24 protein-coding genes and 3 tRNA genes are annotated in these 23,735 nt (G+C 59.4%); 24 read left to right on the plus strand and 3 right to left on the minus strand.

Features of this window, described 5'->3' with window-relative positions; all coding sequences use genetic code 11:
• Positions 1 to 143: 143 nt before the first annotated feature.
• From dapA to tatB, 8 genes are all read left to right on the plus strand, one after another.
• Positions 144 to 1,019: a 4-hydroxy-tetrahydrodipicolinate synthase gene (dapA, locus tag BVH74_RS10085; protein ID WP_080049943.1), complete on the plus strand. Its 876-nt coding sequence runs from the start codon at positions 144 to 146 to the stop codon at positions 1,017 to 1,019.
• A 34-nt stretch (positions 1,020 to 1,053) separates the two neighbouring features.
• Positions 1,054 to 2,163 carry an NlpB/DapX family lipoprotein gene (gene bamC / locus BVH74_RS10090; protein WP_080049944.1) on the plus strand — a complete coding sequence of 370 codons (1,110 nt, stop codon included), beginning with the start codon at positions 1,054 to 1,056 and terminating at the stop codon, positions 2,161 to 2,163.
• 16 nt (positions 2,164 to 2,179) lie between these two features.
• Positions 2,180 to 2,977 carry an MBL fold metallo-hydrolase gene (locus BVH74_RS10095; protein WP_080049945.1) on the plus strand — a complete coding sequence of 266 codons (798 nt, stop codon included), beginning with the start codon at positions 2,180 to 2,182 and terminating at the stop codon, positions 2,975 to 2,977.
• Positions 2,977 to 3,690: a phosphoribosylaminoimidazolesuccinocarboxamide synthase gene (gene purC / locus BVH74_RS10100; RefSeq protein ID WP_080049946.1), complete on the plus strand. Its 714-nt coding sequence runs from the start codon at positions 2,977 to 2,979 to the stop codon at positions 3,688 to 3,690. The genes BVH74_RS10095 and purC overlap by 1 nt, the downstream gene beginning before the upstream one ends.
• 46 nt (positions 3,691 to 3,736) lie before the next feature.
• Positions 3,737 to 3,826, plus strand: a tRNA-Ser gene (locus tag BVH74_RS10105).
• A 249-nt stretch (positions 3,827 to 4,075) separates the two neighbouring features.
• Entirely contained in the window at positions 4,076 to 6,172 is a 2,097-nt protein-coding gene (locus tag BVH74_RS10110) for a PhoX family protein (protein WP_080049947.1), read from the plus strand.
• 116 nt (positions 6,173 to 6,288) lie between these two features.
• Positions 6,289 to 6,528: a Sec-independent protein translocase subunit TatA gene (locus BVH74_RS10115; protein ID WP_080049948.1), complete on the plus strand. Its 240-nt coding sequence runs from the start codon at positions 6,289 to 6,291 to the stop codon at positions 6,526 to 6,528.
• Positions 6,518 to 6,805, plus strand: coding sequence for a Sec-independent protein translocase protein TatB (gene tatB / locus BVH74_RS10120; RefSeq protein ID WP_080049949.1), 288 nt, complete (start codon positions 6,518 to 6,520; stop codon positions 6,803 to 6,805). Before BVH74_RS10115 ends, tatB begins: the two co-directional genes overlap by 11 nt.
• Positions 6,806 to 6,829: 24 nt before the next feature.
• On the opposite strand, the gene BVH74_RS10125 is transcribed toward tatB, so the two are convergent.
• On the minus strand, positions 6,830 to 8,302 hold the full coding sequence (locus BVH74_RS10125) for an alpha/beta hydrolase family protein (RefSeq protein ID WP_080049950.1): 1,473 nt from the start codon (positions 8,300 to 8,302) through the stop codon (positions 6,830 to 6,832).
• Positions 8,303 to 8,670: 368 nt separating this feature from the next.
• On the opposite strand from BVH74_RS10125, the gene gspC reads away from it, so the two are divergent.
• Genes gspC through bamD form a run of 13 tightly spaced genes read left to right on the plus strand, consistent with a single transcriptional unit; the run spans position 8,671 to position 20,251 of the window.
• On the plus strand, positions 8,671 to 9,537 hold the full coding sequence (gene gspC / locus BVH74_RS10130; protein WP_080049951.1) for a type II secretion system protein GspC: 867 nt from the start codon (positions 8,671 to 8,673) through the stop codon (positions 9,535 to 9,537).
• Positions 9,538 to 9,543: 6 nt separating this feature from the next.
• Positions 9,544 to 11,586, plus strand: coding sequence for a type II secretion system secretin GspD (gene gspD, locus BVH74_RS10135; protein ID WP_080049952.1), 2,043 nt, complete (start codon positions 9,544 to 9,546; stop codon positions 11,584 to 11,586).
• 13 nt (positions 11,587 to 11,599) lie between these two features.
• A complete protein-coding gene (gspE, locus tag BVH74_RS10140) occupies positions 11,600 to 13,111 on the plus strand; it encodes a type II secretion system ATPase GspE (RefSeq protein WP_080049953.1) in 1,512 nt (503 codons plus the stop codon).
• Between the two features lie 2 nt (positions 13,112 to 13,113).
• The gene (gene gspF, locus BVH74_RS10145; RefSeq protein ID WP_080049954.1) at positions 13,114 to 14,325 is read left to right on the plus strand and encodes a type II secretion system inner membrane protein GspF; all 1,212 of its coding nucleotides are present in this window, start codon (positions 13,114 to 13,116) and stop codon (positions 14,323 to 14,325) included.
• Between the two features lie 2 nt (positions 14,326 to 14,327).
• On the plus strand, positions 14,328 to 14,795 hold the full coding sequence (gene gspG / locus BVH74_RS10150) for a type II secretion system major pseudopilin GspG (RefSeq protein WP_080049955.1): 468 nt from the start codon (positions 14,328 to 14,330) through the stop codon (positions 14,793 to 14,795).
• Positions 14,795 to 15,334 (plus strand): prepilin-type N-terminal cleavage/methylation domain-containing protein, encoded by a 540-nt coding sequence (locus BVH74_RS10155; RefSeq protein ID WP_080049956.1) that lies wholly within the window; start codon positions 14,795 to 14,797, stop codon positions 15,332 to 15,334. Before gspG ends, BVH74_RS10155 begins: the two co-directional genes overlap by 1 nt.
• Positions 15,318 to 15,707, plus strand: coding sequence for a type II secretion system minor pseudopilin GspI (gene gspI, locus BVH74_RS10160; protein WP_080049957.1), 390 nt, complete (start codon positions 15,318 to 15,320; stop codon positions 15,705 to 15,707). Before BVH74_RS10155 ends, gspI begins: the two co-directional genes overlap by 17 nt.
• Complete coding sequence (gene gspJ / locus BVH74_RS10165; protein WP_205890114.1) at positions 15,704 to 16,333, plus strand: type II secretion system minor pseudopilin GspJ; 630 nt, start codon at positions 15,704 to 15,706, stop codon at positions 16,331 to 16,333. Before gspI ends, gspJ begins: the two co-directional genes overlap by 4 nt.
• The gene (locus BVH74_RS10170) at positions 16,330 to 17,127 is read left to right on the plus strand and encodes a type II secretion system protein GspK (RefSeq protein ID WP_080049958.1); all 798 of its coding nucleotides are present in this window, start codon (positions 16,330 to 16,332) and stop codon (positions 17,125 to 17,127) included. The genes gspJ and BVH74_RS10170 overlap by 4 nt, the downstream gene beginning before the upstream one ends.
• An 18-nt stretch (positions 17,128 to 17,145) precedes the next feature.
• Positions 17,146 to 18,378: a type II secretion system protein GspL gene (gspL, locus tag BVH74_RS10175; protein ID WP_080049959.1), complete on the plus strand. Its 1,233-nt coding sequence runs from the start codon at positions 17,146 to 17,148 to the stop codon at positions 18,376 to 18,378.
• Positions 18,375 to 18,860 (plus strand): type II secretion system protein M, encoded by a 486-nt coding sequence (locus BVH74_RS10180; protein ID WP_080049960.1) that lies wholly within the window; start codon positions 18,375 to 18,377, stop codon positions 18,858 to 18,860. Before gspL ends, BVH74_RS10180 begins: the two co-directional genes overlap by 4 nt.
• The gene (locus tag BVH74_RS10185; protein WP_080049961.1) at positions 18,860 to 19,618 is read left to right on the plus strand and encodes a type II secretion system protein N; all 759 of its coding nucleotides are present in this window, start codon (positions 18,860 to 18,862) and stop codon (positions 19,616 to 19,618) included. The genes BVH74_RS10180 and BVH74_RS10185 overlap by 1 nt, the downstream gene beginning before the upstream one ends.
• A gap of 15 nt (positions 19,619 to 19,633) precedes the next feature.
• The gene (gene bamD / locus BVH74_RS10190; protein WP_080049962.1) at positions 19,634 to 20,251 is read left to right on the plus strand and encodes an outer membrane protein assembly factor BamD; all 618 of its coding nucleotides are present in this window, start codon (positions 19,634 to 19,636) and stop codon (positions 20,249 to 20,251) included.
• Positions 20,252 to 20,512: 261 nt separating this feature from the next.
• Here the strand turns inward: bamD and rdgC are convergent, their stop codons facing one another.
• Entirely contained in the window at positions 20,513 to 21,430 is a 918-nt protein-coding gene (gene rdgC / locus BVH74_RS10195) for a recombination-associated protein RdgC (protein ID WP_080049963.1), read from the minus strand.
• A gap of 191 nt (positions 21,431 to 21,621) precedes the next feature.
• Between rdgC and BVH74_RS10200 the strand changes: the two genes are divergently transcribed.
• The 3 genes from BVH74_RS10200 (at position 21,622) to bamJ (ending at position 22,632) form a co-directional block, all read left to right on the plus strand.
• Positions 21,622 to 21,697 (plus strand) — tRNA-Val (locus tag BVH74_RS10200).
• A 15-nt stretch (positions 21,698 to 21,712) separates the two neighbouring features.
• A tRNA-Asp gene (locus BVH74_RS10205) sits at positions 21,713 to 21,789 on the plus strand.
• 141 nt (positions 21,790 to 21,930) lie between these two features.
• On the plus strand, positions 21,931 to 22,632 hold the full coding sequence (gene bamJ / locus BVH74_RS10210) for a BamJ family beta-barrel-assembly machinery protein (RefSeq protein ID WP_080049964.1): 702 nt from the start codon (positions 21,931 to 21,933) through the stop codon (positions 22,630 to 22,632).
• Positions 22,633 to 22,906: 274 nt separating this feature from the next.
• Here bamJ and BVH74_RS10215 read toward each other — a convergent pair whose 3' ends face one another.
• On the minus strand, positions 22,907 to 23,650 hold the full coding sequence (locus BVH74_RS10215) for a substrate-binding periplasmic protein (RefSeq protein ID WP_177344524.1): 744 nt from the start codon (positions 23,648 to 23,650) through the stop codon (positions 22,907 to 22,909).
• Between the last annotated feature and the right edge of the window lie 85 nt (positions 23,651 to 23,735).

A 23,735-nucleotide genomic window follows, 5' to 3' on the forward strand; every position in this document is an offset into this window, starting at 1 on the left:
TGCGCTATTGTCCTCGTCCCGGATGCCGGGTTCAACCATCGGATGAATCGCCCGCCCAGAGGCGCTTTGCCGCTGTCGGCACCTTGTGCTGGATGGATGGCGAAAGTACCATTGCCTATTCACGATTTAAGCGGAGCAGTTGCATGATCTCAGGCAGCCTTGTGGCGCTGGTTACCCCCATGGATTCGCGTGGTGAATTGGATTGGCAAGCCTTGGAGCGGCTGATCGATTTTCACCTCGACCAAGGGACCGACGGTATCGTAGCGGTGGGTACCACCGGCGAGTCGGCCACCTTGGACATGGACGAGCACAAGGAAGCCATTCGGCGGGTGGTGGATCAGGTTGCCGGGCGAATTCCGGTAATTGCCGGCACTGGAGCTAACTCCACTCGTGAGGCGGTCGAGCTGACCGAAGCGGCGCGCAGCGTCCGTGCCGATGCCTGCCTGCTGGTGACCCCTTATTACAACAAGCCGACCCAGGAAGGTTTGTATCAGCATCATCGCTTCATCGCCGAGGCTGTGGCGATTCCGCAGATTCTGTATAACGTGCCGGGGCGCACGGCCTGCGACATGTTGCCGGAAACCGTCGAGCGTTTGGCCGATGTGCCGAATATCGTTGGCATCAAGGAAGCCACGGGTGACCTGCAACGTGCCAGGGAACTGATTGACCGGGTCGGCCAGCGTATTGCGGTCTACTCGGGAGATGATGCCACCGCCGTCGAACTTATGCTGATGGGCGGCAAGGGTAATATTTCCGTGACAGCCAACGTCGCACCAAAGGCCATGCATGACCTGTGCATGGCTGCTCTGGCTGGCGACGCCGATAGCGCACGGCAAATCAATGACAGCCTGATGCCTTTGCATAAGGCTCTGTTTATCGAATCCAACCCGATCCCGGTCAAATGGGTTTTGCATGAAATGGGGCTGATCAGCGATGGCCTGCGTTTGCCGTTGACGCCGTTGAGTGCACGCTGCCATGAACCGGTACGCGAGGCCATGCGCCAGTGCGGCCTGTTGTAATACGGGATTAATGATGTCGACCAAGGAACTCTCTATGAAGCCTGTGCTGGGTGCACTGACGCTGGTAACGCTGGGCAGCCTGAGCGGCTGTGGTTATTTTTTCGGCGAAGACGGTTATTTCCGTGACCGTGGTGGCGATTACCAGGCGGCGGTGATCGAACCGCGCATGACTGTCCCCGCCGGGGTTGAGAGCAAACCCATTGGCGATCTGTTGCCAGTACCTGGCCGGGTTGAGCCTGGTCCGGGAGGCAAGTTCCAGACTCCACGTCCCCAGGCTCTGATGGTCACGGCGGATACGTCGGATTTCTCCCTGCAGCAAAATGGCCCTAATCGCTGGTTGCTGGCTCAGCGTACGCCGGTCGAGGCCTGGCCATTGGTGCGCCAGTTCTTCAGTGATTATCAGGTGCCGCTGAGCGGCGAAAATCCGCGGCTGGGTGAGCTGGAAACATCGGGTCTGGTTTTCGATCAGCAGGCTGAAAACCCGCTGGTGCGGCGCCTGGTGCCGGCAGTGGGGCCGAACCGCCGGACCGATGGTCAAGAACAGCGTTTCCGTTTGCGCATTGAGCCGGGCGTACAGTCGGGCACCAGTGAAATTCAGGTTGTGCACACCAGTCGCAGCCAGGGCAGCACCTTGAACAGTTGGCCTGAGCGCTCGGATAACCCCAACCTTGAGCGGGCTCTGCTGGCCGAGTTGGAAAGCTATCTGAGCCAGTCGACCGACAGCGATTCGGCTTCTCTGGTAGCCGCTCAGGGCATGGGCCAGAGTGATCGGGTGACCCTGGAGCAGGATGGTGCCGGCAATCCGGTGCTGAACATGCAGACCGACTTCAACCGGGCCTGGGCTGCTGTGGGTGAAGCACTCAATCGGGCGGACGTACTGGTCAGCGATATCAACCGCAGCGCTGGCGTCTACTATGTCGACCTCGAACAGCGCGCCAGCCAACAGCAACGCAAGCGCGGCTTTTTCGCCCGTATGTTCGGTCGCGACAAGCCGCAGGAAAGCGCCAGTGAAGAGCGGATTCAGGTACGTCTGACCCCGGTGGCCAACCGTGTTCAAGTGACCGTTGAGAAGAGTATCGACACCGCTGCAGATGCGGCTGAGGCCCGTCAACTGCTTGAGCGGATTCGCAACAACCTGACGTGAGGTTAGGAGGCTTGGGGTGCGTTATTGTTCACTGGGTAGTGGCAGTCGTGGCAATGCCACCCTGGTCGAGCAGGGCAACACCCGGCTACTGATAGATTGCGGTTTCAGTCTGCGCAGCACCGAACAGCGATTGGCGGCCGCCGGGCTCAGCCCCCGGCAACTTACCGCGATTCTGGTAACCCATGAGCACAGTGACCATATTCAGGGCGTTGAGCGACTGGCTCGACGTTATGGGTTGCCAGTGTTCATGACTGCCGGTACGGCAAGGGCACTGGATGTTGGCAGTCTGGCAGTTGAGCGCATTGCCCTGGACCGTGACCTTGAGATTGGCGAGTTGCGCATCACCCCGGTTGCGGTACCCCACGATGCGCGTGAACCCTGTCAGTTTGTTTTCGACAACGGCCAGGCGCGACTCGGGGTACTCAGTGATACCGGCACCATTACGCCTTGGATTACCGAGTGCTACAGTGGAGTCGATGCGCTGTTTCTGGAAGCCAACTACGACCCGCAGATGCTTGCCGCCGGGCCTTACCCGGCGAGTTTGAAGGCTCGGGTAGGCGGTGAGCTTGGGCATTTGAGTAACCAGCAGGCCGCCGGCCTGCTGGAGAGTATTGACCGGAGCGCGCTGCGGCATGTGGCCGTTGCGCATATCAGCGAGAAAAATAACCGCCCGGAACTGGCCCTTGGTGAATTGTCCCGGGTGCTGGCGGGCTGGCAGGGGCAGTTGCTACTAGCCATGCAGGATCAGGGGCTGCCTTGGCAGGACCTCAGTCAACTTAATCATCACCATTTTGCGGACAGCGGGAGCCGGTAATGGAAAAACGCAATGAACTGTATCGCGGCAAGGCCAAATCGGTTTTCACCACCGATGATCCGGATCGTCTGATCCTGCTGTTCCGCAATGACACCTCGGCTTTTGACGGCAAGAAGATTGAGCAGCTCGAGCGCAAGGGTATGGTCAACAACCGCTTCAATGCCTTCATCATGCAGAAGCTGGAAGAGGCTGGTGTCCCCACCCAGTTTGACCGTCTGCTCTCCGATACCGAATGTCTGGTCAAGAAGCTCGACATGATTCCGGTTGAGTGTGTAGTGCGCAATTTCGCCGCCGGCAGCCTGGTCAAACGGCTGGGCGTTGAGGAAGGCATGGCGCTGACGCCGCCGACCTTCGAGCTGTTCCTCAAGGACGACGCCAAGGGTGACCCTTTCATCAACGCTTCCCACGTCTTCGCCTTTGGCTGGGCGACTCCCGAGCAACTGGCACGCATGGAAGAGTTGACCCGCAAGGTCAACGAAGTGCTGAACAAACTGTTTGATGACGCCGGCCTGCTGCTGGTTGATTTCAAGCTGGAGTTTGGCCTGTTCCACGGCGAGATCGTTCTGGGTGACGAGTTCAGTCCGGACGGTTGCCGTCTGTGGGACAAGGAAACCCGCAAGAAGATGGACAAGGATCGCTTCCGTCAAGGGCTGGGCGGCGTCATCGAGGCTTATGAAGAAGTGGCTCAGCGCTTGGGCGTGCCTCTGGCTTGATCGGGCTTCGCAGATGCTGGCAAAGCTGGTATGATGCGCGCCACTTGGAGAGGTGCCGGAGTGGCCGAACGGGACGGATTCGAAATCCGTTGTACGGGTAACCGTACCTAGGGTTCAAATCCCTATCTCTCCGCCAAATCAAGAAAAAGGGCCCGGCTAATGCCGGGCCCTTTTTTGTCTCGAAACAGCCTGCATTTCAGTCTGCGCAACGCGTCATTGCTTCTGGTGAAATGCTATTAAAATCATTGGGTTGAATTCATATTTCTGTAGTTCGAATGTCACCCAAAACCAGCGAAATATTCATCGTCGTTTGTTCGTTCTGTCATCTGTGATTCCCATCCTAGGCGGGTCCTGAAAACCCACAAGCCTGATGAGGAAACAACGGATGTCCACCGAACTTCGCACCAATCTGACCGTAGTCGACCATGGCGAGGGTGATGAGCCCCAGGTCAACTATTCGCTGAACCCAACCTTCGCTTCCGTGCTGCAAGCCCGTTTGGCCCGCCGTGATCTGCTCAAGGGCAGTCTGGGTGCGGCTGCCCTGGGTTTCATGGGGGTTGGTTTGGCCGGTTGCAACAGCGGCTCGAGCTCGCGGAATCGCAATGATGATGAAAATCCGGTCAATCCGCCGGCGGCATTGCTGGGCTTTACCGCAATCCCGACCAGCGAATCGGACGATATCATTGTGCCTGAAGGTTACAGCTATCAGGTTCTAATTCCCTGGGGGACGCCGATTGCCGGTAGCTTCCCGTCCTTTTCGATCAACAACAGTGGTGATGATCAGGCAATGCAGATCGGGATGCACCACGACGGCATGCACTTTTTCCCGATTGAGGGTGAGGAGCCTTTTGAGGGTAGCTCCGAAGATGGCTTGCTGGTACTCAACCACGAGTACGTAGAGCCGCGCTACATGCATGCCTCACATTTGGGCCAGTCGCTGAGCTCCGGGGCGGTGCTGGTCAACGCTGGGGTGCGTGCCACCGATGAGGTTTTGAAAGAAATGAATGCGCACGGCATCAGCATCGTGCGGGTTCGCAAGGGCGTCAATAATGAATGGTCGGTTCAGCCCGACAGCCTGAACCGCCGGATCACAGCGCTGACTCCGATGGAAATTCAGGGGCCGGTGCGTGGTTCGAGCTTTGTACGCACTCTGTACAGTCCCAATGGCACCATGACCCGCGGTACGTTGAATAACTGTGCCCATGGCGTGACTCCGTGGAACACCTACATGTTCTCTGAGGAGAACTGGGCTGGTTATTTCCGTAATGGTGGCGACAACCCTCGCGAGCACTCACGCTATGGGGTCAACTCATCGCCGACCGGAACCGGCCGTTACGCCTGGGAACTGGCCGAGAGCGGTGAAGATCAGTACATCCGCTTTGATGCCAGCATCAAGGGCGCCGATGCTACCGCGGATTATCGTAACGAACCGAACTGCTTTGGCTGGATGTGTGAAGTTGATCCTTTCGATCCGACCAGCGTGCCGAAGAAACGTACCGCTTTGGGGCGTTTCGCCCACGAGGGTGTGGTATTCGCCCCGGCAGTGGAAGGCAAGCCGGTGGTCTGCTACTCCGGTGACGACTCGACTTTCCAGTTCATCTACAAGTTCGTCAGTGCCGAGAACTACAACCGTAATACCGCCAGCGGCGCTTTGCTGGATACTGGCACTCTGTATGTAGCCAGGTTCAATGCAGACGGCAGCGGTGAGTGGCTGCCGCTGGTATACGGCCAGAACGGTCTGACCAATGCCAACGGTTTCACCAGTCAGGCCGATGTTCTGGTCAATACCCGCCTGGCAGCCACCACCGTTGGGGCTACGCCGATGGACCGTCCGGAGTGGGGCGCGGTCGATCCGAACAATGGCGACGTATATTTCACCCTGACCAACAACAGCGCTCGTACTGAGGATCAGGCAACTGGCGCCAACCCGAGAGCGGTCAACCGCCATGGCCATATCATTCGCTGGGCTGAGGCTGACGGTGAGCATGCTTCCAATAGCTTCGAATGGGATATCTTCCTGTTTGCCGGCGATGGTGGTGAAAGTGGTCAGGATAACCTGACTGGACGTGACCTTAATGGCGATGTGCTGGGTGAAGAGGCCTACATGAGCTCGCCGGACGGCCTGTGGATCGACAAGGACAGCCGGGTCTGGATTCAGACCGATATCGGCGAAGGGTCGCAGAATAATGGGGTGTTTGAGATCTTCGGCAATAATCAGATGTTTGCCGCCAACCCGGAGACTGGAGAAATTCGCCGTTTCCTGACTGGGCCGATCGGTCAGGAAATTACCGGGGTGATCACTACGCCGGATCAGCGCACCATGTTCATCAATGTTCAGCATCCGGGTGCTACCGCTACTCCCGCCGAGTGGGCGGCTGGTGAGACCCGTAGCACCTGGCCGGACCACATGCCGTCGCTGTATCCGCCGCGCTCGGCCACGGTGGTGATCTGGAAGGATGACGGTGGCGTGATCGGTACCTGATCCGGTCGACAGGGCCGGCTTCAGCTCCGGCCCTGTCGCGGGCAGCAATAACAATCCATTTTGTCGAATTTGCGCCGCGCACTACCAGCGTGGCGCCTTGTTTTGGAGAAGCTCTCATGGGTATTGGCGGAGTCAGTGTTGGTTCGTTGTTGATTGTATTGGTCATTGTCATGCTGCTGTTCGGCACCAAGCGCCTGCGCACCATTGGCAGTGATCTGGGTGGCGCGCTGAGCGGGTTCCGCAAGGCGGTCAAGGAGGGTGAGGACACTCAGGAGAGCCTGAGTGCGCTGGAGTCCGCTACGGTACATTCCGTACACAAGGACCGCTCGGTCGGCAGAACAGAGCATGTTCGATAGCGGAATTACCGAACTGCTGCTGGTCGCGCTGGTGGGTTTGCTGGTGCTCGGGCCTCAGCGTCTGCAGCATAGCGCCAGGGTGTTGGGGCGGCTACTGGGCAAGGCCAAGGGTTGGCTGGCAGAGGTACAGGCTCAGGTGGGGCAGGAGTTGCCCGAGGCTGAGTTGAAGGAACTGCGCCGGGATATGGAGCGGGTGCGTTCATCCAATGTGCGGCGGAATCTGTTGGAGCAGGTTACGCTGTCCGAAAAGTCAGAAAGGGCTGATATCACAAGGTAACAGCCCTTCTGACTTAAATACTGCTTATGGAGTGCAGGCTGGCATCAGGCTACGCACGACTTCTTGAGGGAAGCCATCGATGGTATAGGTACAGCCAAAATTGCTGTCAGCCATTTGTGCCTGATCAAGCAGGTCATCGCCGCCCGGTTTGATGCCGTTTTGCTCCCATTGGATCATTGCGTCGAAGGTTGCGGTGAACTCGGCTATAGAGAAATCACAGTGGCCCGGCGCTCTTATCGCGCGTTGTACTAGCCAGTCCCCGAAACCGTTGGCCTCAAGATTCTGGCGATAAATTTGCTGCATGCTGATTGGGACGAACAGGTCGCCCAGGGTATGCACGGTGACCACGGGGATCTCGGCGTAAAGCTCACCATTGACCTTGGGTATCCAGCGCAGGCCGTCTTGGCGCAGGGCATTGGCTCCAGGTACGGCTTCTGCCTGAATTATGCTCTGGTTGAAGGCTTGTTCATTAGCACTCAGTGTCTGTCCGGGTAATGTCTCGAAGCGATAAACAGTGCTGGTCGTGTCTACTACGCTGTCGTTGAGAATACCGGTGATGGTTCCGTCGGAACCGAGGAAGCCCTGGAGCAGGTCTTGGAAACCGCCAAAAGCCTGTGCGTAGATGGGCCGTGGACCGCCGGTCAGGTTCTGCAAAATCGGAAAGAGTGGCTGTCCGGCAAGAGTCAGACCCAGTGGTGTCTTGTTTGCGGCGTAGTCGGTCCATAGTACCTCTCGAGCGATATCTCGCTTCTCGATGGCTTCATCGAGCGGTACCGGGAAACTGTCAGCACCGACACCGGCCAGTTGGTACAAGGCCAAACCGTAGGCCGTAAAGTAGTCAAACAAGGCGGTGTCGCCCATGACGCCGCACATGGGGGCTGCGCCGGCATAGGGAACGAAGTTGTTGGCGGTTTGCTGGGTTTCAAGCTCGATTGCGGCACCAGCAATATGCCCACCCATTGAGACGCCGGTAATGTAGTACTTGTCTGGTTCGGCCAGAGTGCGGCCATTGGCTGCAGCGATATCGGTGAAGGCCAGGGCAAGCTTGTTGGTATCCTCAACGCCAACCCTGACATCGTAGAAATTGGCGCTGTAGGTTGAGGCCGCCCAGGCGAAGCCATTGTCCAGCAAGTACTGGCGCATGGGCGGGCTGTCGACTGTCAGGTCAGGGCCTTCGCCTCTGAATCCGTGTGCATACATCACTAGATGACCGTTCCAGTTTTCCGGCACTTCGATGCGATAGCCTGCTCCGTCAAGCACTCCCCACCAGCGGCTGGTGTTGTCGTAGGCCGGAACACCGGCAGCCAGTGAGGCGAAGGGCAACTGAGCTTCATTCACGACAAAGAAGCCGTCATCAATACGTTCCTGTTGGGCGCGAACGGGCTCGTCGGGGGTGGGTGCAGTTCTGTTGCTGCTACTACTGCTGCTCAGGCAGCCGCTCAGCGCCAGGGCGCTGACCGCCAGACCAATGTAGGCGGTTTTTTTCAGCTTGTTCATTATTATTCTCCTGAATGCGCAAGGCCGTTTTGTTGTGAGGGAGTTGTTGGCGATGCTGTCGCAAGTTAAGTGGCAAACGCGCCGAGGAGCAAGTAGCCGAAGGGGCTTGAACGGTTTTTTGCTGGACCGGATATGCTGACTTATCAGTCGGTTTGATCACGGTTTCTGAAACTTCACCCGTTTGGGTGATCTGGTCGCGCAATAACCCATTCTAGGGGTTGCTGGCGTGTGGCAAATTCGTGACAATCGAGACAGTGGTGCAGCCTGTTTCAGGCGTATAACAATAATTTTGCAAAGAAAGGTCAGTAGTGTGTAACACCATTGACCCTCACTACCGGACGTAGTGTGCGCTTTGCCTTGGAGACCCTATGCCGCTGGTTGCCCGAATCCCTCTCGAGCCCCTGCTTAGACTGGCCACGTTCCTGTTGATATTGGTTGCTGCCGTGTTGTTGGGGCGTCTGACCTGGGCGGTTCTTGAACCCTCGAGTCTGATGCCGGCGGTCGAGCCGGTCAGTCAGGCCGCAGCGCCTGGTACAGCCTCAAGCACTGTCTCATTGGCCAGTTTCCGAGAACTGGCTGGTAAATCCATTCTTGGCTCTGCCAATGCCCCCGCTCCGGTGCAGATCGATGCGCCGGAAACCACTCTGAGCTGGGTGCTCAAAGGTGTGTTTTCCGATCCTGATCCGGCGCGGGGAGCTGCCATCCTCGCGCCTCAAGGTCAGCCTGAAAAACTCTATCGGGTCGGTGCCAACCTGCCGGGTAATGTACGCCTTGAGCAGGTACTGGCTGACCGGGTGTTGCTGGCCCGCGATGGGAAACTGGAAACCTTGCGCCTGCGGCGTGCGGAAACGGCCTCGCGTAGCGCTCCCCGGGCTGCGCCCGCGTTGCCGAGTGTCGATCCTGGCGTGACTCTGGCCAGCGATGGCGGGGTCGCCCGGATTGATCGTGACGCCTGGGTGAATGATCCGCAGCGTTTCCTCGATGTGATTACGGTCAACCCGGTCATGGTCGAGGGGGCGCTCTATGGGCTTGAGGTCAGACCTTCGCGCAATGCCCGTGAGTTCGAGGCAGCTGGCCTCCAGTCTGGTGATGTGATTCTGGAAGTTGAAGGGCGTCCGGTGGCTGAGATCAATGACTACCGCGAGATTCTTCAGGAGCTTTCAGGTGCCAGTAGCGTGTCCGTTTCGCTGGAGCGTGGTGGCGAGCCCATGAATATAACGATAACGATGGATTGATACAGAATGCTGAAGCTGTCCCCGTTTTGCCGTCATGCCTTGCCCCTGGCGCTGAGCCTGGTGCTGAGCACGCCCTTGCTGGCGCAATCTACCTCGGCCGATCCCAATGAAGAGCTGGTACTCAATCTACGGGATGCGGATATCAATGGGTTGATCGAGATCGTCAGCCAGGAAACCGGGGTGAACTTCATTGTCGACCCCCGCGTGCGCGGCCAGGTCAATGTGGTCTCCGGACAGCCGATCCGGCGTGGCGAGCTGTATGACCTGTTCCTCAGTGTGCTCAAGTCCTATGGTTTTGCTGCAGTCACCGGCGCCGAGGGTACGGTACGGATCATTCCCGAAGTGCAGGCCAAGGAGAACGAGATTGCCGGGCTTGAACCGGGAAGTCGTGGAGATGAGGTAATAACCCATGTCATCAGCGTCAAGCATATCAATGCCGGGCAACTGGTGCGGATTTTGCGCCCGTTGGTACCCAAGGGTGGGCACCTGGCGGCTGCAGCCGAGTCCAATACGCTGGTCATAGCCGATACTGCAGCCAATGTGCGACGGATCCAGGCGCTGATCGAGCGGATCGACCTGGAGTCAATGGAGGACTTCGAGCTGATCGCCTTGCGTCATGCATCGGCAATTGATGTCGTGCGTATGGTCCAGGGGCTGGAGGGCGCAGCTTCAGGTGAGGACTTCACCAAGCGTACCCGGGTCATTGCCGATGAGCGGACCAATACCGTGATTCTGCGTGGCGATCCCGAAGGTCGACGCGGGCTGCGGAGCATGATCATGGGGCTGGACGTACCCGGCGAAGATGCCGGGACCCAGGTGCACTATCTGCGTTACGCCAAGGCCGAGGAAGTTGCCGAAGTGCTGCGCGGAATTGCCGAAGGTCGCGAGTTGCCTGGCAGCTCCGGCCAAGCCGGAACCAGCGCGACTGCCACCGGGAGTGGTGGCTACAGTAGTAGTAATCTTGGGCGGGTGAGGATCCAGGCCCATGAAAGTACCAACTCGGTAGTGATCAACGGTCCGGCCGAGCTGAGCCGGGAAATGGCGATGATTATCCGGCAGCTGGATATCCGCCGGGCTCAGGTACTGGTCGAAGCGGTGATCGCTGAAGTCTCCTACGACCGCGCCAAGGAGCTGGGGGTGCAGTGGGGCTTTGGTAACGAGCGCAGTGGGGTAGGGGTGATCAACTTCAACCGCAATGACCGGGGCATCCTCAACTTTGCTGCTGGGCTCAACTCCTTCCTGGAGGGTGATGTATCGACGCCGCCGGCGTTGGGTAGTGGTGCCACCATTGGTGGGATCGGGCGGATCGGCAGCTCGCACATTGCCGTGCTGGTCAACGCCCTGCAGGGAGACAGCTCCAGCAATATCCTGTCGACCCCGAGTCTGCTGACTCTGGATAACGAAGAGGCGGAAATTGTTGTCGGTCAGAATGTGCCGTTCATCGTCGGCCGTTCAATCGAGAGTTCGGGCCAGGCCTTTGACACCATTCAGCGTGAGGATGTCGGGATCAAGTTGCGTATTCGCCCGCAGATCAACGAAGGCAACGCGGTACGTCTGGAAATCGAGCAGGAAGTGTCGCAGATCGCTCCGGGCGCCAGTGGCGCGGCTGATATCATCACCAACAAGCGAAGTCTGACCACCCATGTGATGGTCGACGACAATGAATTGATCGTGCTCGGCGGGCTGATTGACGACCAAATGGTTGAAACTCGCGACAAGGTGCCGGGGTTGGGCGATATCCCCGGACTGGGTCGATTGTTCCGGTATGACACCGCCAGCATGGAAAAGCGCAATCTGATGATTTTCCTGCGTCCGGTGATCGTGCGCGACCGTGCGGTGGCTGAAAGCCTGACCCACTCCAAGTACAGTTATATTCGTGACCAGCAGGTGCGTGAGCAGAGCCGTCGTGATCGCCTGATGCGCGATGTGGATCTGCCGATTCTACCGGACTGGGATTACCTGCTCAGCCTGCCGGCTCCGTTCGAGAATGCGATGCAGGGCGCTACCCCTGACCGTTCGCGGATTATCGCCCCGCCGACCAACAACTGAGGGGAGGTCGCGGATGAACGACAGTGAGATTGCTGATCTGGGGAATACCCCGGGCCATCAGGCGGAAACCGGTTACCGGTTCGCCCGCCGCTTCGGTGTTTTGCCCGGGCAATTACACGATGGCGAGCTGGAAGTGTATGTGCGTGCCGACTGTGACCCCCAGGCCTTGTTGGAACTGCGGCGCCGGGCCGGGCATCCGCTGCGCCCGACGGTGCTGGACGATGACAGTTTCGCTGCTCGCCTGCGCGAGCGCTACGAGCGTTCGGCCAACGATGCCATGCAGTTCGTCGAGGGGCTCAGTGATGATGCCGACCTGATGTCGGTCGCTCAGTCGCTGGCCGAGCCGGAAGATTTGCTTGAATCACAGGATGAGGCGCCGATCATCCGCCTGATCAACGCCTTACTGTCTGAAGCGGTTAAGGAAAATGCTTCGGATATCCATATCGAACCGTTCGAGAATCGTCTGTCGATTCGTTTGCGGGTCGACGGCGTGCTGCGCGAGGTACTGGAGCCGCCCAGGGCTCTGGCTCCGGTGATCGTGTCGCGGATCAAGGTTATGGCCAAGCTGGATATCGCCGAGAAACGCCTGCCGCAGGACGGCCGGATTGGCTTGCGGCTGGTCGGTCGAGCGGTTGATGTCCGGGTGTCTACTTTGCCATCTGGGCATGGCGAACGGGTGGTGCTGCGTCTGCTCGACAAGCAGGCCGGACGCCTGGAATTGCGTCAGTTGGGCATGTGCGACGAGCATTATCAGGCCATGGAGCGGGTTATTGGGCGGCCACACGGCATCGTGCTGGTCACTGGGCCGACTGGCTCGGGCAAGACCACTACCCTGTACTCGGCGCTGATGCGGCTCAATGATCGCAGCCGCAATATCCTCACCGTCGAGGACCCGATTGAATACTATCTGGATGGCATCGGCCAGACCCAGATCAACACCAAGGTCGACATGACCTTTGCCCGCGGGCTGCGGGCAATCCTGCGTCAGGACCCGGACGTGGTGATGGTCGGTGAGATCCGTGACGTGGAAACCGTGCAGATAGCTATCCAGGCCAGTTTGACCGGTCACCTGGTGTTCTCCACCCTGCATACCAATACCGCCATCGGTGCCATTACCCGCTTGCGTGATATGGGGATCGAGCCTTTCCTGTTGTCTTCGACCCTCAACGGCGTGCTGGCTCAGCGTCTGGTGCGGACCCTGTGTCCGGCCTGCCGCAAGCCTCATCAGGCCAGTGCCAGCGAATGCCGGTTGATGGGAGTCGACCCCGAGCAGCCCCCCACCCTCTATAGCGCTGCTGGCTGTGAAGAGTGCAATCACAGCGGTTATCGCGGGCGTACCGGGATCTATGAGCTGATTGAGATTGATGACACCCTGCGTGGTCTGATTCATGACGGTGCTAGTGAACAGGCCATGGTTCGGCATGCCCGGCTGGCGCAAATGGGAATCCGTCAGGATGGCCTGCGCCGGGTGCTGGCTGGCGAGACCACGCTGGAGGAAGTCCTCCGCGTGACCCGGGAGGACTGACCGTGCCGGCCTTCGAATATACCGCGCTGGACGCTGCCGGCCGAGTTCGCAAGGGCGTCGAGGAGGGCGACTCCTCGCGTCAGGTGCGGGCCCGTCTGCGTGAGCAGGGGTTAATGCCGACCACCGTCAGTCAGGTGGCTGAGCGCAGCAATTTGCTACGCATGCCGGTGTTTCAGGCCCGGGTCAAACCACTGGAGCTGGCCCTGGCTACCCGGCAGATGGCGACCCTGGCACGTGCCGGCATGCCAATTGAGGAGGTCTTGGGCACGGTGGCTCGGCAGAGCGAGTCGGCCAAGGTTAAGACCACTCTGGCGGCTGTGCGCACCCGGGTTATGGAGGGATTGCCGCTGGCCCATGCCATGGGTGAGTTCCCTTCGGTGTTTCCGCCAATCTATCGCACGACCATTGCCGCCGGGGAGCAGGCCGGGCGGCTGGATCTGGTGCTTGAGCGGCTGGCCGACAATGTCGAGGCGCAAAACGCCATGCGCCAGAAGATCCAGTTGGCGATGTTCTATCCGGCGATCCTGACCGTGGTCGCTCTGTTGGTTACCGTGGCGCTGTTGACCTATGTCGTGCCGGAGGTAGTCCAGGTCTTTGCCGGTATGAATCAGGAGTTGCCGCTGCTGACCCGTTCATTGATCGCCACCAGTGATGCCCTGCGACAATGGGGCTGGTTGATGCTGCTGGTGCTGATTGGTGGTCTGCTACTGGGGCGTGAACTGCTCAAACGTCCGGCCTTGCGTTATCGCTGGGATAGCGGTCTGTTGCGCATGCCTCTGTTGGGGCGACTGACCCGAGGGCTCAATACCGCCCGTTTCGCTCGCACCCTCAACATTCTGGCTGGTAGTGGTGTGCCATTGCTTGAAGCGCTCAATATGAGTGCCAGCGTGATAACCAACGTGCCCATGCGCGAAGCCGTAGGAGATGCCGCGCAACGGGTACGTGAGGGCGCGGGTATAGGCCATTCCCTCGAGCGCAGCGGCTATTTCCCGCCCATGACGCTGAGCCTGATCAAAAGTGGTGAAAGCAGCGGTACCCTTGATCAGATGCTTGAGCGGGCTGCCGAAACCCAGGAGCGTGAACTGGAAGCGCGGATCGCCATGGTCATGGGGGTATTCGAGCCGCTGCTGATTCTGGCTATGGGAGGCATTGTACTGATTATTGTGCTGGCCATTCTGTTGCCGATCTTTGAACTCAATCAACTGGTGAATTGAACATGTGCAAACCTGTAACCGTTAATGCGCGCCGGCAATCCGGCTTCACTCTGATCGAGGTTATGGTGGTCGTGGTGATTCTCGGAATTCTGGCTGCGGTGGTGGTGCCCCGGGTCATGGATCGACCGGATCAGGCCAGGGTTACCAAGGTTCAGAACGATATCCGTGCGCTGGAAAGTGCCTTGAATTTGTACCGCTTGGACAACTTCAACTACCCAACCAGCGAACAGGGCCTGCGGGCTCTGGTGGTTCAGCCAACTGGTCCGGATGCTCCGCGTAACTGGCGTTCGGGCGGCTATATTGACCGCTTGCAGAAGGATCCGTGGGGTAATGATTACCAGTACCTGCGTCCGGGGCGTGACGGTCGGGAATACGACCTGTTCAGTTTCGGCGCCGATGGCCGGGCCGGCGGTGAGGGCAACAACGCCGACATCGGCAACTGGAATCTGGATCAGTCCCCTGGCCGTTGATGATGCGCCTGCTGCGGGTTGAGTGCCAGGGCCAGAGGGGCTTCACCCTGTTGGAGCTGCTAGTGGTACTGGTCCTGATCGGAATCGTTGCCAGCCTGGCAACCCTGTCGCTGGGCAATGGTGCCGAGCGCTTGCTGCGCAGCGAAAGCGAACGCCTGGCGGGTGTGCTGCGGCTGGCCCGTGATGAACTGTTGATTACCGGGGGGGCAGACCGGGCATTGGGCCTGCGACGCGACGCCTACAGCCTGCTGGAACTGGTGATTCTCGATGATGCCAGCCGTGAATGGCAGCCCTTGCTGGATCCCCAGCTGGGGCCGCGTCAGCTCGAAGAAGGACTGCTTGAAATCAGTTTCCAGCAGAACGGCAATCGCCGACCGCTGCCGCAGACCGGGGGCTGGGAGCCGCATGTGTACTTGAGCAACACCGGTGAAATGACTCCAGGGCTGATTATTTTGCGCGTGCCCCGGCAGAACCTGGAACGGCATATCGAGATTGGCCTGGAAGGGCGGGTGGAGGTGCTTGATGCGCAGCCCCGTTGAGCGCGGTTTTACCTTGCTGGAGGTGCTGGTGGCCCTGACTGTGCTTGGAGTGGCCCTGGCTGCGCTGGTCAAGGGCGGAGCCGATCATGCCCGCAACACCGCCTATTTGCAGGAACGGACCCTGGCCCATTGGGCCGGGCAGAACTTGTTGGCCGAGTACGAAACCGGCATGCGTCCGGCCCAGACTGGCAACCGTACCGGTGAAACCAGCATGGGGCCTTACCGGTTCGGCTATCGGGTGGAAATGAGCGATTACAGCCCGCAGAGTCCGTTCCCGTTACCAGCGGTGCGGCGGGTTGATATTCGCCTGTGGCTGGCCGAGCGTGGCGAGGCTGAGCAACGGGCCATGGTCACCGGGTTCGTATTGCCATGATGGGGCGACGTCCTGCTCAGCGCGGCTTCACTTTACTGGAAATGCTGATCGCCCTGGCGGTATTTGCGGTCATGAGCATGGTGGCCTATCAGGGCTTGCGGGCGGTATTGGATGCCGACCGGATCAGCCGGGAGCAGGCTCAGCGGCTGGCCGATCTGCAGGTGACCCTGAGTGTGCTGGAGCGGGATCTGGCCCAGGTAGTTGATGTGGTGGTGCGAGACGAGTTTGGCGACCGGCTGCCGCCTTTGCGCTTGCGCCCCGGCGGGGAGGCGGTACGGTTGGAGCTGGTCAGGGCCGGTGCTGGTGGCGAGCAGCGTCTGCGGCGTACTGCCTGGCGTCTGACCGAGCGCGGGCTGGAACGCGAACTGTGGCCTGGCGTCGATGTGGTGGACCGGGACAGCATGAGGGTACGGCCCTTTGCCAACCTGGTCGGTGAGCAGCAGCGCCTGGGCGTGGACAGTGGCTTTGCCTTCGTGGTGCGAACTGCAAGTGGATTGGAGCGGGTGGATGCCTGGCCGCCGCTGGATGGGGACCCGGCGGCGACCCAGTTACCGTTGGCCGTGGAGCTGGTGCTGGATGTGCCTGGGGTAGGCGAGATTCGCCGTTTGATGGCGGTGGGGCAATGAGGCAGACCCAGCGGGGCGTAGCGCTGGTCACCGCGCTGTTAGTGGTGGCTCTGGCAGTCGTGGCAGCGACTGCCATGGCCTTGCGCGGCCAGGCTGATATTCGCCGGACCAGCGCAGTGTTCGAACGCGATTTGGCGCGTCAGATCGCGCTGGGCGCGGAAAAGATGGTGCTGCAGTATCTTGAGCGGGTCGATGGGCCTGATGATTTGCTCTGGGACACCTGCCGCTCGCCAGTGCTGCCGTTTCAGGTCGATCAGGTCCGGCTGCAGGCGACCCTGGACAACATGCAATGCCGTTACAACCTCAACGCTCTGGCCGGCGCTGACGAGGCTGAACTGGGCTACTTTGCTCGTCTGGTCGACCGGGTCGGTCAGGATGCGGGCGTATCGACCCCACCGGGCGCGCAGTTGGCGATGGCGGTGAACGACTGGATGAATGCGGAAACTGACGATCCCATCTATCGTCTGGCTGATCCGCCTCGGGCGTCTGGCAACAGGGCTTTTTTACTGGCTTCGGAACTGAACAGTGTAACCGGAATGACGGCCGAAGCCTGGCAGGCCATGGCCCCCTATCTGGCGGCATACCCTGGTACTGCCAGCCCGATTGATCTGGTACGCAGTCCGGAACTGCTACAGGAAGTGTTTAGTGGCCGGCCAGTGCCGGATCAGGCGCCTTGGTATGTGCGGCTGGAAGTGGTGGCGGAATTCGGCCAGCGGCGGTTTTACCAGTGCAGTCTTCTGGATGCGCCCAATGGCAGAGTGGTCCTCAGAGAACAAACGGCTTGTGAGCCCTGATAAAGAACGGATCAAGTTATGTTGATAGTGCTGTTAGCGCAAGCTTCTGCAGGTGAGTCAGCTCTTCTGCCCTGGTGGCGGCTTGAGCGTGATGGGCAACTGCTGGAGTATGGGGAGTCCAGCCTGCAGGTGCTGCGTGATCGTTTTCCGGGCGAGCGGCTGCGGGTGCTGGTGGCGCCGGCCATGGTCAGCCTTTACCGGGTTCAGGTGCCGGCCCGCAGGGCCTCGGTAGTACGTGCAGCGTTGCCGTTTGCCCTGGAGGATCAGCTCAGTCAGGAGCTTGATGAATTGCACATTGTGGCCGGCCCGCGTCGGGCTGACGGCAGCCTGGCAGCGGTGGTGGTTGAGCATCGGCTGATGGAGCAGTGGCAGGAACAACTGGCCGCAGCTGGTTGGCGTGCCGAACTGCTTCTGCCGCTGAGCGCGCTGTATGAACAGCGTGAACCCGAACAGGGTCTGGTCCTGATGCCGGTGGATTGGCCCGGTTTGCCGGAGGGGGTGCTGGTGCTCTCGGCTGACCAGGAGCCGGTGCTGGTTGAGTCGAGCCTGTTGGCGTTTTGGCTGCAGCGGCGGCTGGCGGACGTAGAGCCTGAACAGCGGCAACTACGCCTGTGCGGTCTGCAAGTCGAGATGCTGGGCACGCTTGATCCGCAGTGGACAGTACTGACAGAGCCGACGCCACTACCCGAGCGGCAGACTCTGCTGGCCCGGTGTCTGGGTCATCAGCAACCCTTCAACCTGCTCAATGGGCCTTATGCCGCCAGTATGGCTGCCCCGCCTTGGCGCAAGCTGCGTCCACCGCTGATCGCCGCCGCCGCAGTTGTGGTTTTGCTGGTCGTGCAGTTGGGGTTGGAGTGGTGGAGCCTGAGTCGTGAGCGTGAACGTCTGTGGCTGGAGGTAGACCGCCTGTTCAGTGCGACCCTGCCCAATACGCCGCAAAGTGATCCGGTGTTCCAGTTTCGCCAGGTGCTGGAGGGGCGCGGCGACGCTGCCAATGGTCAGGCCAGTCTGGGGCCGCTACTGCATGATGCGCTGACGGCGATCAGCAATGTCGGCAAGGCCCGGATCCGGCAGGTTCGCAGTAACGGCGAAGAGGTAGAGATCGAGTTGCAAGTGGCCTCCTTCGCCGAGCTTGAGTCGATCAGGGCCGAGCTGTCGGCCAATCCGCGGCTGCTTGAAAGCCTGCAAGGGGCCGATTCTGGCAGCGAAGGTGTGACCGCGCGGTTGCGGATTCAAAGGAGAGCATCATGAGGGCCTGGTGGGAAAGTCTGGCCCAGCGCGAGCGCCGAGTCTTGAGTGTGGGGCTGGCAGTGCTGGTTGTGGTGTTGTTCTGGATCATGATCTGGGAGCCGCTGGCCAATCAACGCAGCAGCCTGCGTAATGAGGTCAGTCGCCTGTCGTCCGAACTGGCCTGGATGCAGCAGGTGGCTGATCAGGTGCGGCGTCAGGCCGCGGTCCAGCGTTCACAGGGTGAAACCGGACGCAGTAATGGTTCGGTTCTGACGCTGGTCGAGGTGTCGGCCAATGCTGCTGGTGTCAAACCGGCATTAGAGCGCCTGCAGCCGGAAGGGCAGGGGGCACGGCTGTGGCTGGAAGGTGTTGGTTTTGATGCCTTGCTGGTGTGGTTGGCCGAGTTGGAACAGCGTCACGGCTTGTTGGTGAGTCAGTTGGCGGTGGATGTCGGTGACGAACCGGGCCGAGTTTCGGCGCGGATTTTGTTGGAGCCCCGCTGATGCTGCGACGATTTAATCTCAAGGGTATGCTGGCGCTTGCGTTGCTGGTTTATCTGTTGACGCTTGCCTGGCATTTGCCCGCGTCGTTCGTCTGGCATCGGCTATCGGCCCAGTTGCCGGTGCCTGTCGAGTTGCAGGGACTGGCCGGCACGCTGTGGTCCGGGCAGGTGGCCCGGATCACTGTAGATGGTATCGACCAGGGCGGGTTGCGCTGGCAATGGCGCCCGAGCGCCCTGATGCGTGGCCAGGTGCAACTGGATCTGGAGTGGCTGCCTCGCAATAGCCGGGTACAGGCTCAGCTCAAGGCAGGCATCGGCGTTGTGCGTCTGGAGCAGGTCAATGGTCGACTCGATGCTGCCAGCATGGCGATGGTCAACAAGGCGCCATTCCTGCTGGGGGGAACCTGGCTGTTGGATGTACCTGTGCTTGAATTGCGCGATTTCGAATTTGTCAGTGCTGCTCATGGGCGTCTGGTCTGGCAGGAAGCGGCAGCAGGTCTGCCGCAAACTTTGGCCCTGGGGCATCTGAAAGCCGAGCTGGATAGTCGCGACGGGTGGCTGACCATGGCCTTGCAGGATCAAGGCGAGGGGCCTCTCGGGTTGCAGGGGGATGCTCGCTGGCGCCCAGGCCAGGCGCTGCAGCTCAATACCAGGATACAGGCCCGTGAGGTCGCTGACCCCAGCCTGGCTGGCGCGGTGGCGCTGCTCGGGCGGCCTGACAGACAGGGCTGGGTGCGTTGGCGTGCCCAGCTTCAGTAGCAAGAGGAGATAACCATGCGATGGTTGGTACTGCTGGCGGCGCTGGCAACCTTAGGCGGTTGTGCTTCGATGGGCCAGATAGATGGGCAGCGCACTGCAGCGATCAATGATGCCAGGGCCAAGCTGGGATTCAGCGGTTGCGACATGACTCTGGTTGAGGAAATTCGGCGTCTGAAAGAACCAGGGCTGGAGCTGGAGGCGGGTTATCAGTGCCTGCAGCAGGGTGAGCTGGCTGAAGTTGAACGGCTGCTGGGCGACTATCGCCAGCGTCATGTGTCGCCGCCGTATCCGGATTATGCCGATTATCTGTTGGGTCTGAGTGCGCTGCTGCGCTTCGAGATGCTGGGCGAAGAAGACCCTGAGCGTCTGCAGTTGGGGCGTGAAGTACACCGGCAACTGGCCGGCTTTGTGCGGGCTTATCCGCAATCGAGCTATCGCGAAGGGGTAGGTCAGAGCCTTAAGGCGGTGCTCGACGGGATGGCGAGAACCGAATATCGCCTGGCCCAGGAGGCTCTGGCGCAGGGAGATAATGACGCTGCGGCTGCGCGCTTGCGCTATGTGGTTCAACAGTATCCACGCAGCGCTGCGGCAGGTGATGCGGCCTCGTTGCTGGAGCGCCATGATGCACTTTGATGGGGCTAGCTAGTGACCTGCGGCCAAGCGGTTGTGCACAGTCACGGAGCAAGCTTGTCACTTTGCTGTCACAACTGCGCGTAACTTGCTGAAAGTAGAGTGTATTTGCGCAAGATATTGATTTTTAAAGATAAAATTAATTGATCAGTTTTTGATCATTCTGAACCCGTCCAGCGTGTTTCAGGCGCTGAACGGGTTTTTTATCAGGCTACCCACAGTTTTATCCACAGATATTGTGGATAGTTCCCATTGCCTCTCGGGTTATACGCCCTGGGGGATGTCTTCACCACCCAGCGCATTGCTCAGGGCTGGGATTAGGCTCGACAGAGTCATGGCCATCAGGGTAAAGCTGGCGTCAAGTTGTCCGGCCATATCGTCGCCACCTTGCTCGTCGGCTTCCTCGCGCAGCAGATCCTCGAACTTCAGGCGCTTGATGGTCAGCTTGTCATCCAGGCTCAGGGACAGCTTGTCACGCCAATGCAGGCCAAGCTGGCTGACCTGCTTGCCAGCGCTCAGGTGTTGCTGGATTTCATCGCTGCCCAGATCCTGACGCTTGCAACGGATAACACCACCGTCCTCGGAGGTATCGCGCAATTCGCACTCATCGCTGATCACAAAGCCCTCCGGGGCTTCGCCGCTGCGTACCCAGTCGGTCATGCAGGCGGCTGGAGCCATTTTCACGTTGAGTGGCCGTACCGGCAGGCTACCAGTGCCTTCACGCAGCAGGTTAAGCAGGTCTTCGGCGCGCTTGTTGCTGGAGGTATCGACGGCGATCCAGCCTTCGGCAGGCGCAATACAGGCCAGGGTTGTCTGGGTCCGGGTAAAGGCGCGCGGCAGCAGGGACATGATGATGTCGTCCTTGAGAGTGTCACGCTCCTTCTTGTAGACCTTGCGTCCGTCACGAGCTTCGATCTCTTCGACTTTCTCAGCCAGCGCGTCCTTGATTACGCTGGAGGGCAGCATGCGCTCTTCCTTGCGCAGCGCGACCAGCCAATAACCCTGAGCCACTTGCAGCAGGTTTTCCGAGTGTCGACCGAACGGGGTGGTCCAGCCCAGGGTATGGGTCTCCTGGCTGGCACAGGGGCGAGCCGGACGTTGTTCCAGAGCCTTGAGCAGCTCGGCTTCGGTGAAGGGGACGGATTGACTGAAACGATAGAGGAGGAGATTACGAAACCACATGGTGCTGTCCTTGATGAATGATGCATGGGCGCAGGGCGCCCAGGGCCGCCCATATTGCCTGAGAGGTCCGCTGGCGACCAGTCTTCCCGGGGCTTTGAATAAGGTATTGATAATGAGTGAAATTTTTTTTGAAAAAGGTATTGCCAGGTTGGGAAAAGGTGCCTAGAATGCGCACCACTTCGAGAGCAAATGGGTGGTTAGCTCAGCTGGGAGAGCATCTGCCTTACAAGCAGAGGGTCGGCGGTTCGATCCCGTCACCACCCACCACTCGAGAAGTTACGCGCAGCGGTAGTTCAGTCGGTTAGAATACCGGCCTGTCACGCCGGGGGTCGCGGGTTCGAGTCCCGTCCGCTGCGCCATTTCCTTCCTGTTTTCCTTCCCCTAGTGACACTGTTATCGATTTCCAAGATTGCCTGACTGGCCGGTAGCCTGTCCGGGCAAGCCCTGTTAAGCTTCCTGCTTCCATAGTGCCCGTCACGGGCTTGTTACTTGAGGTAAGCATGAAGCGAAATCTGCTGGCAGCCAGCGTAGCCATTAGCATTCTCACCCTGGTCGGTTGCGGTGAAAAAGAGCCTGAGCTCAATACCCCGATCCAGCAGGCATCCTACGGTATTGGTCTGAACATGGGCGAAAGCCTGTTGCAGGATGGGCTCGATGATATCGATCCCAAGGCCCTGGCCCTCGGCATGCAGGATGCGCTGGCGCGCGAAACCCCGCGTCTGGATGACGAAGAGTTGATGAAAGCCTTCTCCGAGCTGCAAAAGCGTGCTGAAGACCGGGCGCGCAAGCTGGCCAGCGATACTCTGGAAGCGAATGAAAAATACCTGACCGAGAACGGCCAGCGCGATGGCGTGACTACCACTGCGTCGGGTTTGCAGTACGAAGTGCTTGAGTCCGGCGATGGCGAGGGTGCCAAGCCGACTGAGACGGATGTGGTTACCGTGCATTATGAAGGTCGACTGGTCGATGGCACTGTGTTCGACAGTTCCATTCGCCGTGGCGAGCCGACTCAGCTTCCGGTCAACGGTGTCATTCCGGGTTGGGTCGAGGCGCTTCAACTAATGGAAGTGGGCGACAAGTGGAAGGTGACCATTCCCAGTGAGCTGGCCTATGGTGACCGCAGCCCGAGCCCGGTGATTCCGCCGAACTCGGTACTGGTATTTGATATGGAGCTGATCAGTATCGACTCGCTCGAAAATTGAGCCGAGTCGGTAACGGATCGCGAGGCCGGGCCAGAGCGCCCGGACCTCACAGTGTTACCGTTATGCACATTTGCAGGTAACACACAAGACTTGATTTCCCTTCCTGATTCATGTTTTCCCCTTTCGCATAACTCCATGATTTTAATCATATTTTTTGTTGATTAAAAAATGTCCATTCTGTCCTGAGGGCCGTTTAAACAGGCGTTTGCGCGACTTGCTCAAGCCTTGTTCACAGACTTATCCACAGCATCTGTGGGTAACCATGATCAAGGGCTCAGAGGCCCTCGAATGGTTGTAGCAAATGGGGCAGGGTGCCGTCTTCAACCAGACTGTCGATGGCTTCAGCCACCTGGCGGGACCAGTTCGGATCCGGGTAGCTTACGACGCACTGCAGGGCAAAATGCTCAACTACCCAATCATTCAGGCGCAGGTTGTCCAGCCCTTGTTGGGCAATGGCATATTGGGCCGAGCGGCGAAACTCGATGGTTGCATCCAAGCGGCCATGCAGCAGCATGTTGAGTCGGGTCGGCAGGTTTCGGGCGTCATGTCGGATCACCTGCCCGGAATTGAACGCGTTGGTCAGTTCCGGGGCGTAGTAATAACCCAAGGTGGTGCCGACAATGGCGCCAGACAACGAGCCCAGGTCATGAATCGGGGCTTGATCGAGCCGGTTGATTATGATGTCGGCATCTTCATAGATTACCCGGCTCCACTGGTAGCGATCAGGCTGCTCAATCCAGTTTGGTATGGTGTTGCAGATGACGTTGATGTGGTGGCTGGCCAAGGCGTCGTCAATGCGGTTGTTGGGGACTGGAATGAAGCGCACAGATCGGCCCAGACGCTCGGCGACGGCGTGTCCCAGGGTTAGGGTGATGCTGGGGCCGAGCTGATGGTTTTCGACTACCACATAGGGCGCGGGGTCGTTGGGGGCATAGCCCCATTTCAATGGCGAGCCAAGGCCGGTGAGCGGCCAGATGACCAGGCTGGTACTGATGAGGGGTATCAGCGCTCTTCTCACATTGCGACCTTTTTCGCGAAGAAGTTCGCTCATACTAAATGAGTTGTTGGGTTTTTTGAACGGATGAGTCCGGTTTTTAAAGCGC

It is taken from the genome of Halopseudomonas phragmitis, from assembly GCF_002056295.1.
Lineage (GTDB): Bacteria > Pseudomonadota > Gammaproteobacteria > Pseudomonadales > Pseudomonadaceae > Halopseudomonas > Halopseudomonas phragmitis.

Bases quoted from the DNA above. Each gene is read 5' to 3' on its own strand.
- dapA (WP_080049943.1), top strand. From the start codon at position 144: ATGATCTCAGGCAGCCTTGTGGCGCTGGTTACCCCCATGGATTCGCGT.
- bamC (WP_080049944.1), top strand. From the start codon at position 1,054: ATGAAGCCTGTGCTGGGTGCACTGACGCTGGTAACGCTGGGCAGCCTG.
- purC (WP_080049946.1), top strand. From the start codon at position 2,977: ATGGAAAAACGCAATGAACTGTATCGCGGCAAGGCCAAATCGGTTTTC.
- BVH74_RS10110 (WP_080049947.1), top strand. From the start codon at position 4,076: ATGTCCACCGAACTTCGCACCAATCTGACCGTAGTCGACCATGGCGAG.
- BVH74_RS10115 (WP_080049948.1), top strand. From the start codon at position 6,289: ATGGGTATTGGCGGAGTCAGTGTTGGTTCGTTGTTGATTGTATTGGTC.
- tatB (WP_080049949.1), top strand. From the start codon at position 6,518: ATGTTCGATAGCGGAATTACCGAACTGCTGCTGGTCGCGCTGGTGGGT.
- BVH74_RS10125 (WP_080049950.1), bottom strand. From the start codon at position 8,302: ATGAACAAGCTGAAAAAAACCGCCTACATTGGTCTGGCGGTCAGCGCC.
- gspC (WP_080049951.1), top strand. From the start codon at position 8,671: ATGCCGCTGGTTGCCCGAATCCCTCTCGAGCCCCTGCTTAGACTGGCC.
- gspD (WP_080049952.1), top strand. From the start codon at position 9,544: ATGCTGAAGCTGTCCCCGTTTTGCCGTCATGCCTTGCCCCTGGCGCTG.
- gspE (WP_080049953.1), top strand. From the start codon at position 11,600: ATGAACGACAGTGAGATTGCTGATCTGGGGAATACCCCGGGCCATCAG.
- gspG (WP_080049955.1), top strand. From the start codon at position 14,328: ATGTGCAAACCTGTAACCGTTAATGCGCGCCGGCAATCCGGCTTCACT.
- BVH74_RS10155 (WP_080049956.1), top strand. From the start codon at position 14,795: ATGATGCGCCTGCTGCGGGTTGAGTGCCAGGGCCAGAGGGGCTTCACC.
- gspI (WP_080049957.1), top strand. From the start codon at position 15,318: ATGCGCAGCCCCGTTGAGCGCGGTTTTACCTTGCTGGAGGTGCTGGTG.
- gspJ (WP_205890114.1), top strand. From the start codon at position 15,704: ATGATGGGGCGACGTCCTGCTCAGCGCGGCTTCACTTTACTGGAAATG.
- BVH74_RS10170 (WP_080049958.1), top strand. From the start codon at position 16,330: ATGAGGCAGACCCAGCGGGGCGTAGCGCTGGTCACCGCGCTGTTAGTG.
- gspL (WP_080049959.1), top strand. From the start codon at position 17,146: ATGTTGATAGTGCTGTTAGCGCAAGCTTCTGCAGGTGAGTCAGCTCTT.
- BVH74_RS10180 (WP_080049960.1), top strand. From the start codon at position 18,375: ATGAGGGCCTGGTGGGAAAGTCTGGCCCAGCGCGAGCGCCGAGTCTTG.
- BVH74_RS10185 (WP_080049961.1), top strand. From the start codon at position 18,860: ATGCTGCGACGATTTAATCTCAAGGGTATGCTGGCGCTTGCGTTGCTG.
- bamD (WP_080049962.1), top strand. From the start codon at position 19,634: ATGCGATGGTTGGTACTGCTGGCGGCGCTGGCAACCTTAGGCGGTTGT.
- rdgC (WP_080049963.1), bottom strand. From the start codon at position 21,430: ATGTGGTTTCGTAATCTCCTCCTCTATCGTTTCAGTCAATCCGTCCCC.
- bamJ (WP_080049964.1), top strand. From the start codon at position 21,931: ATGAAGCGAAATCTGCTGGCAGCCAGCGTAGCCATTAGCATTCTCACC.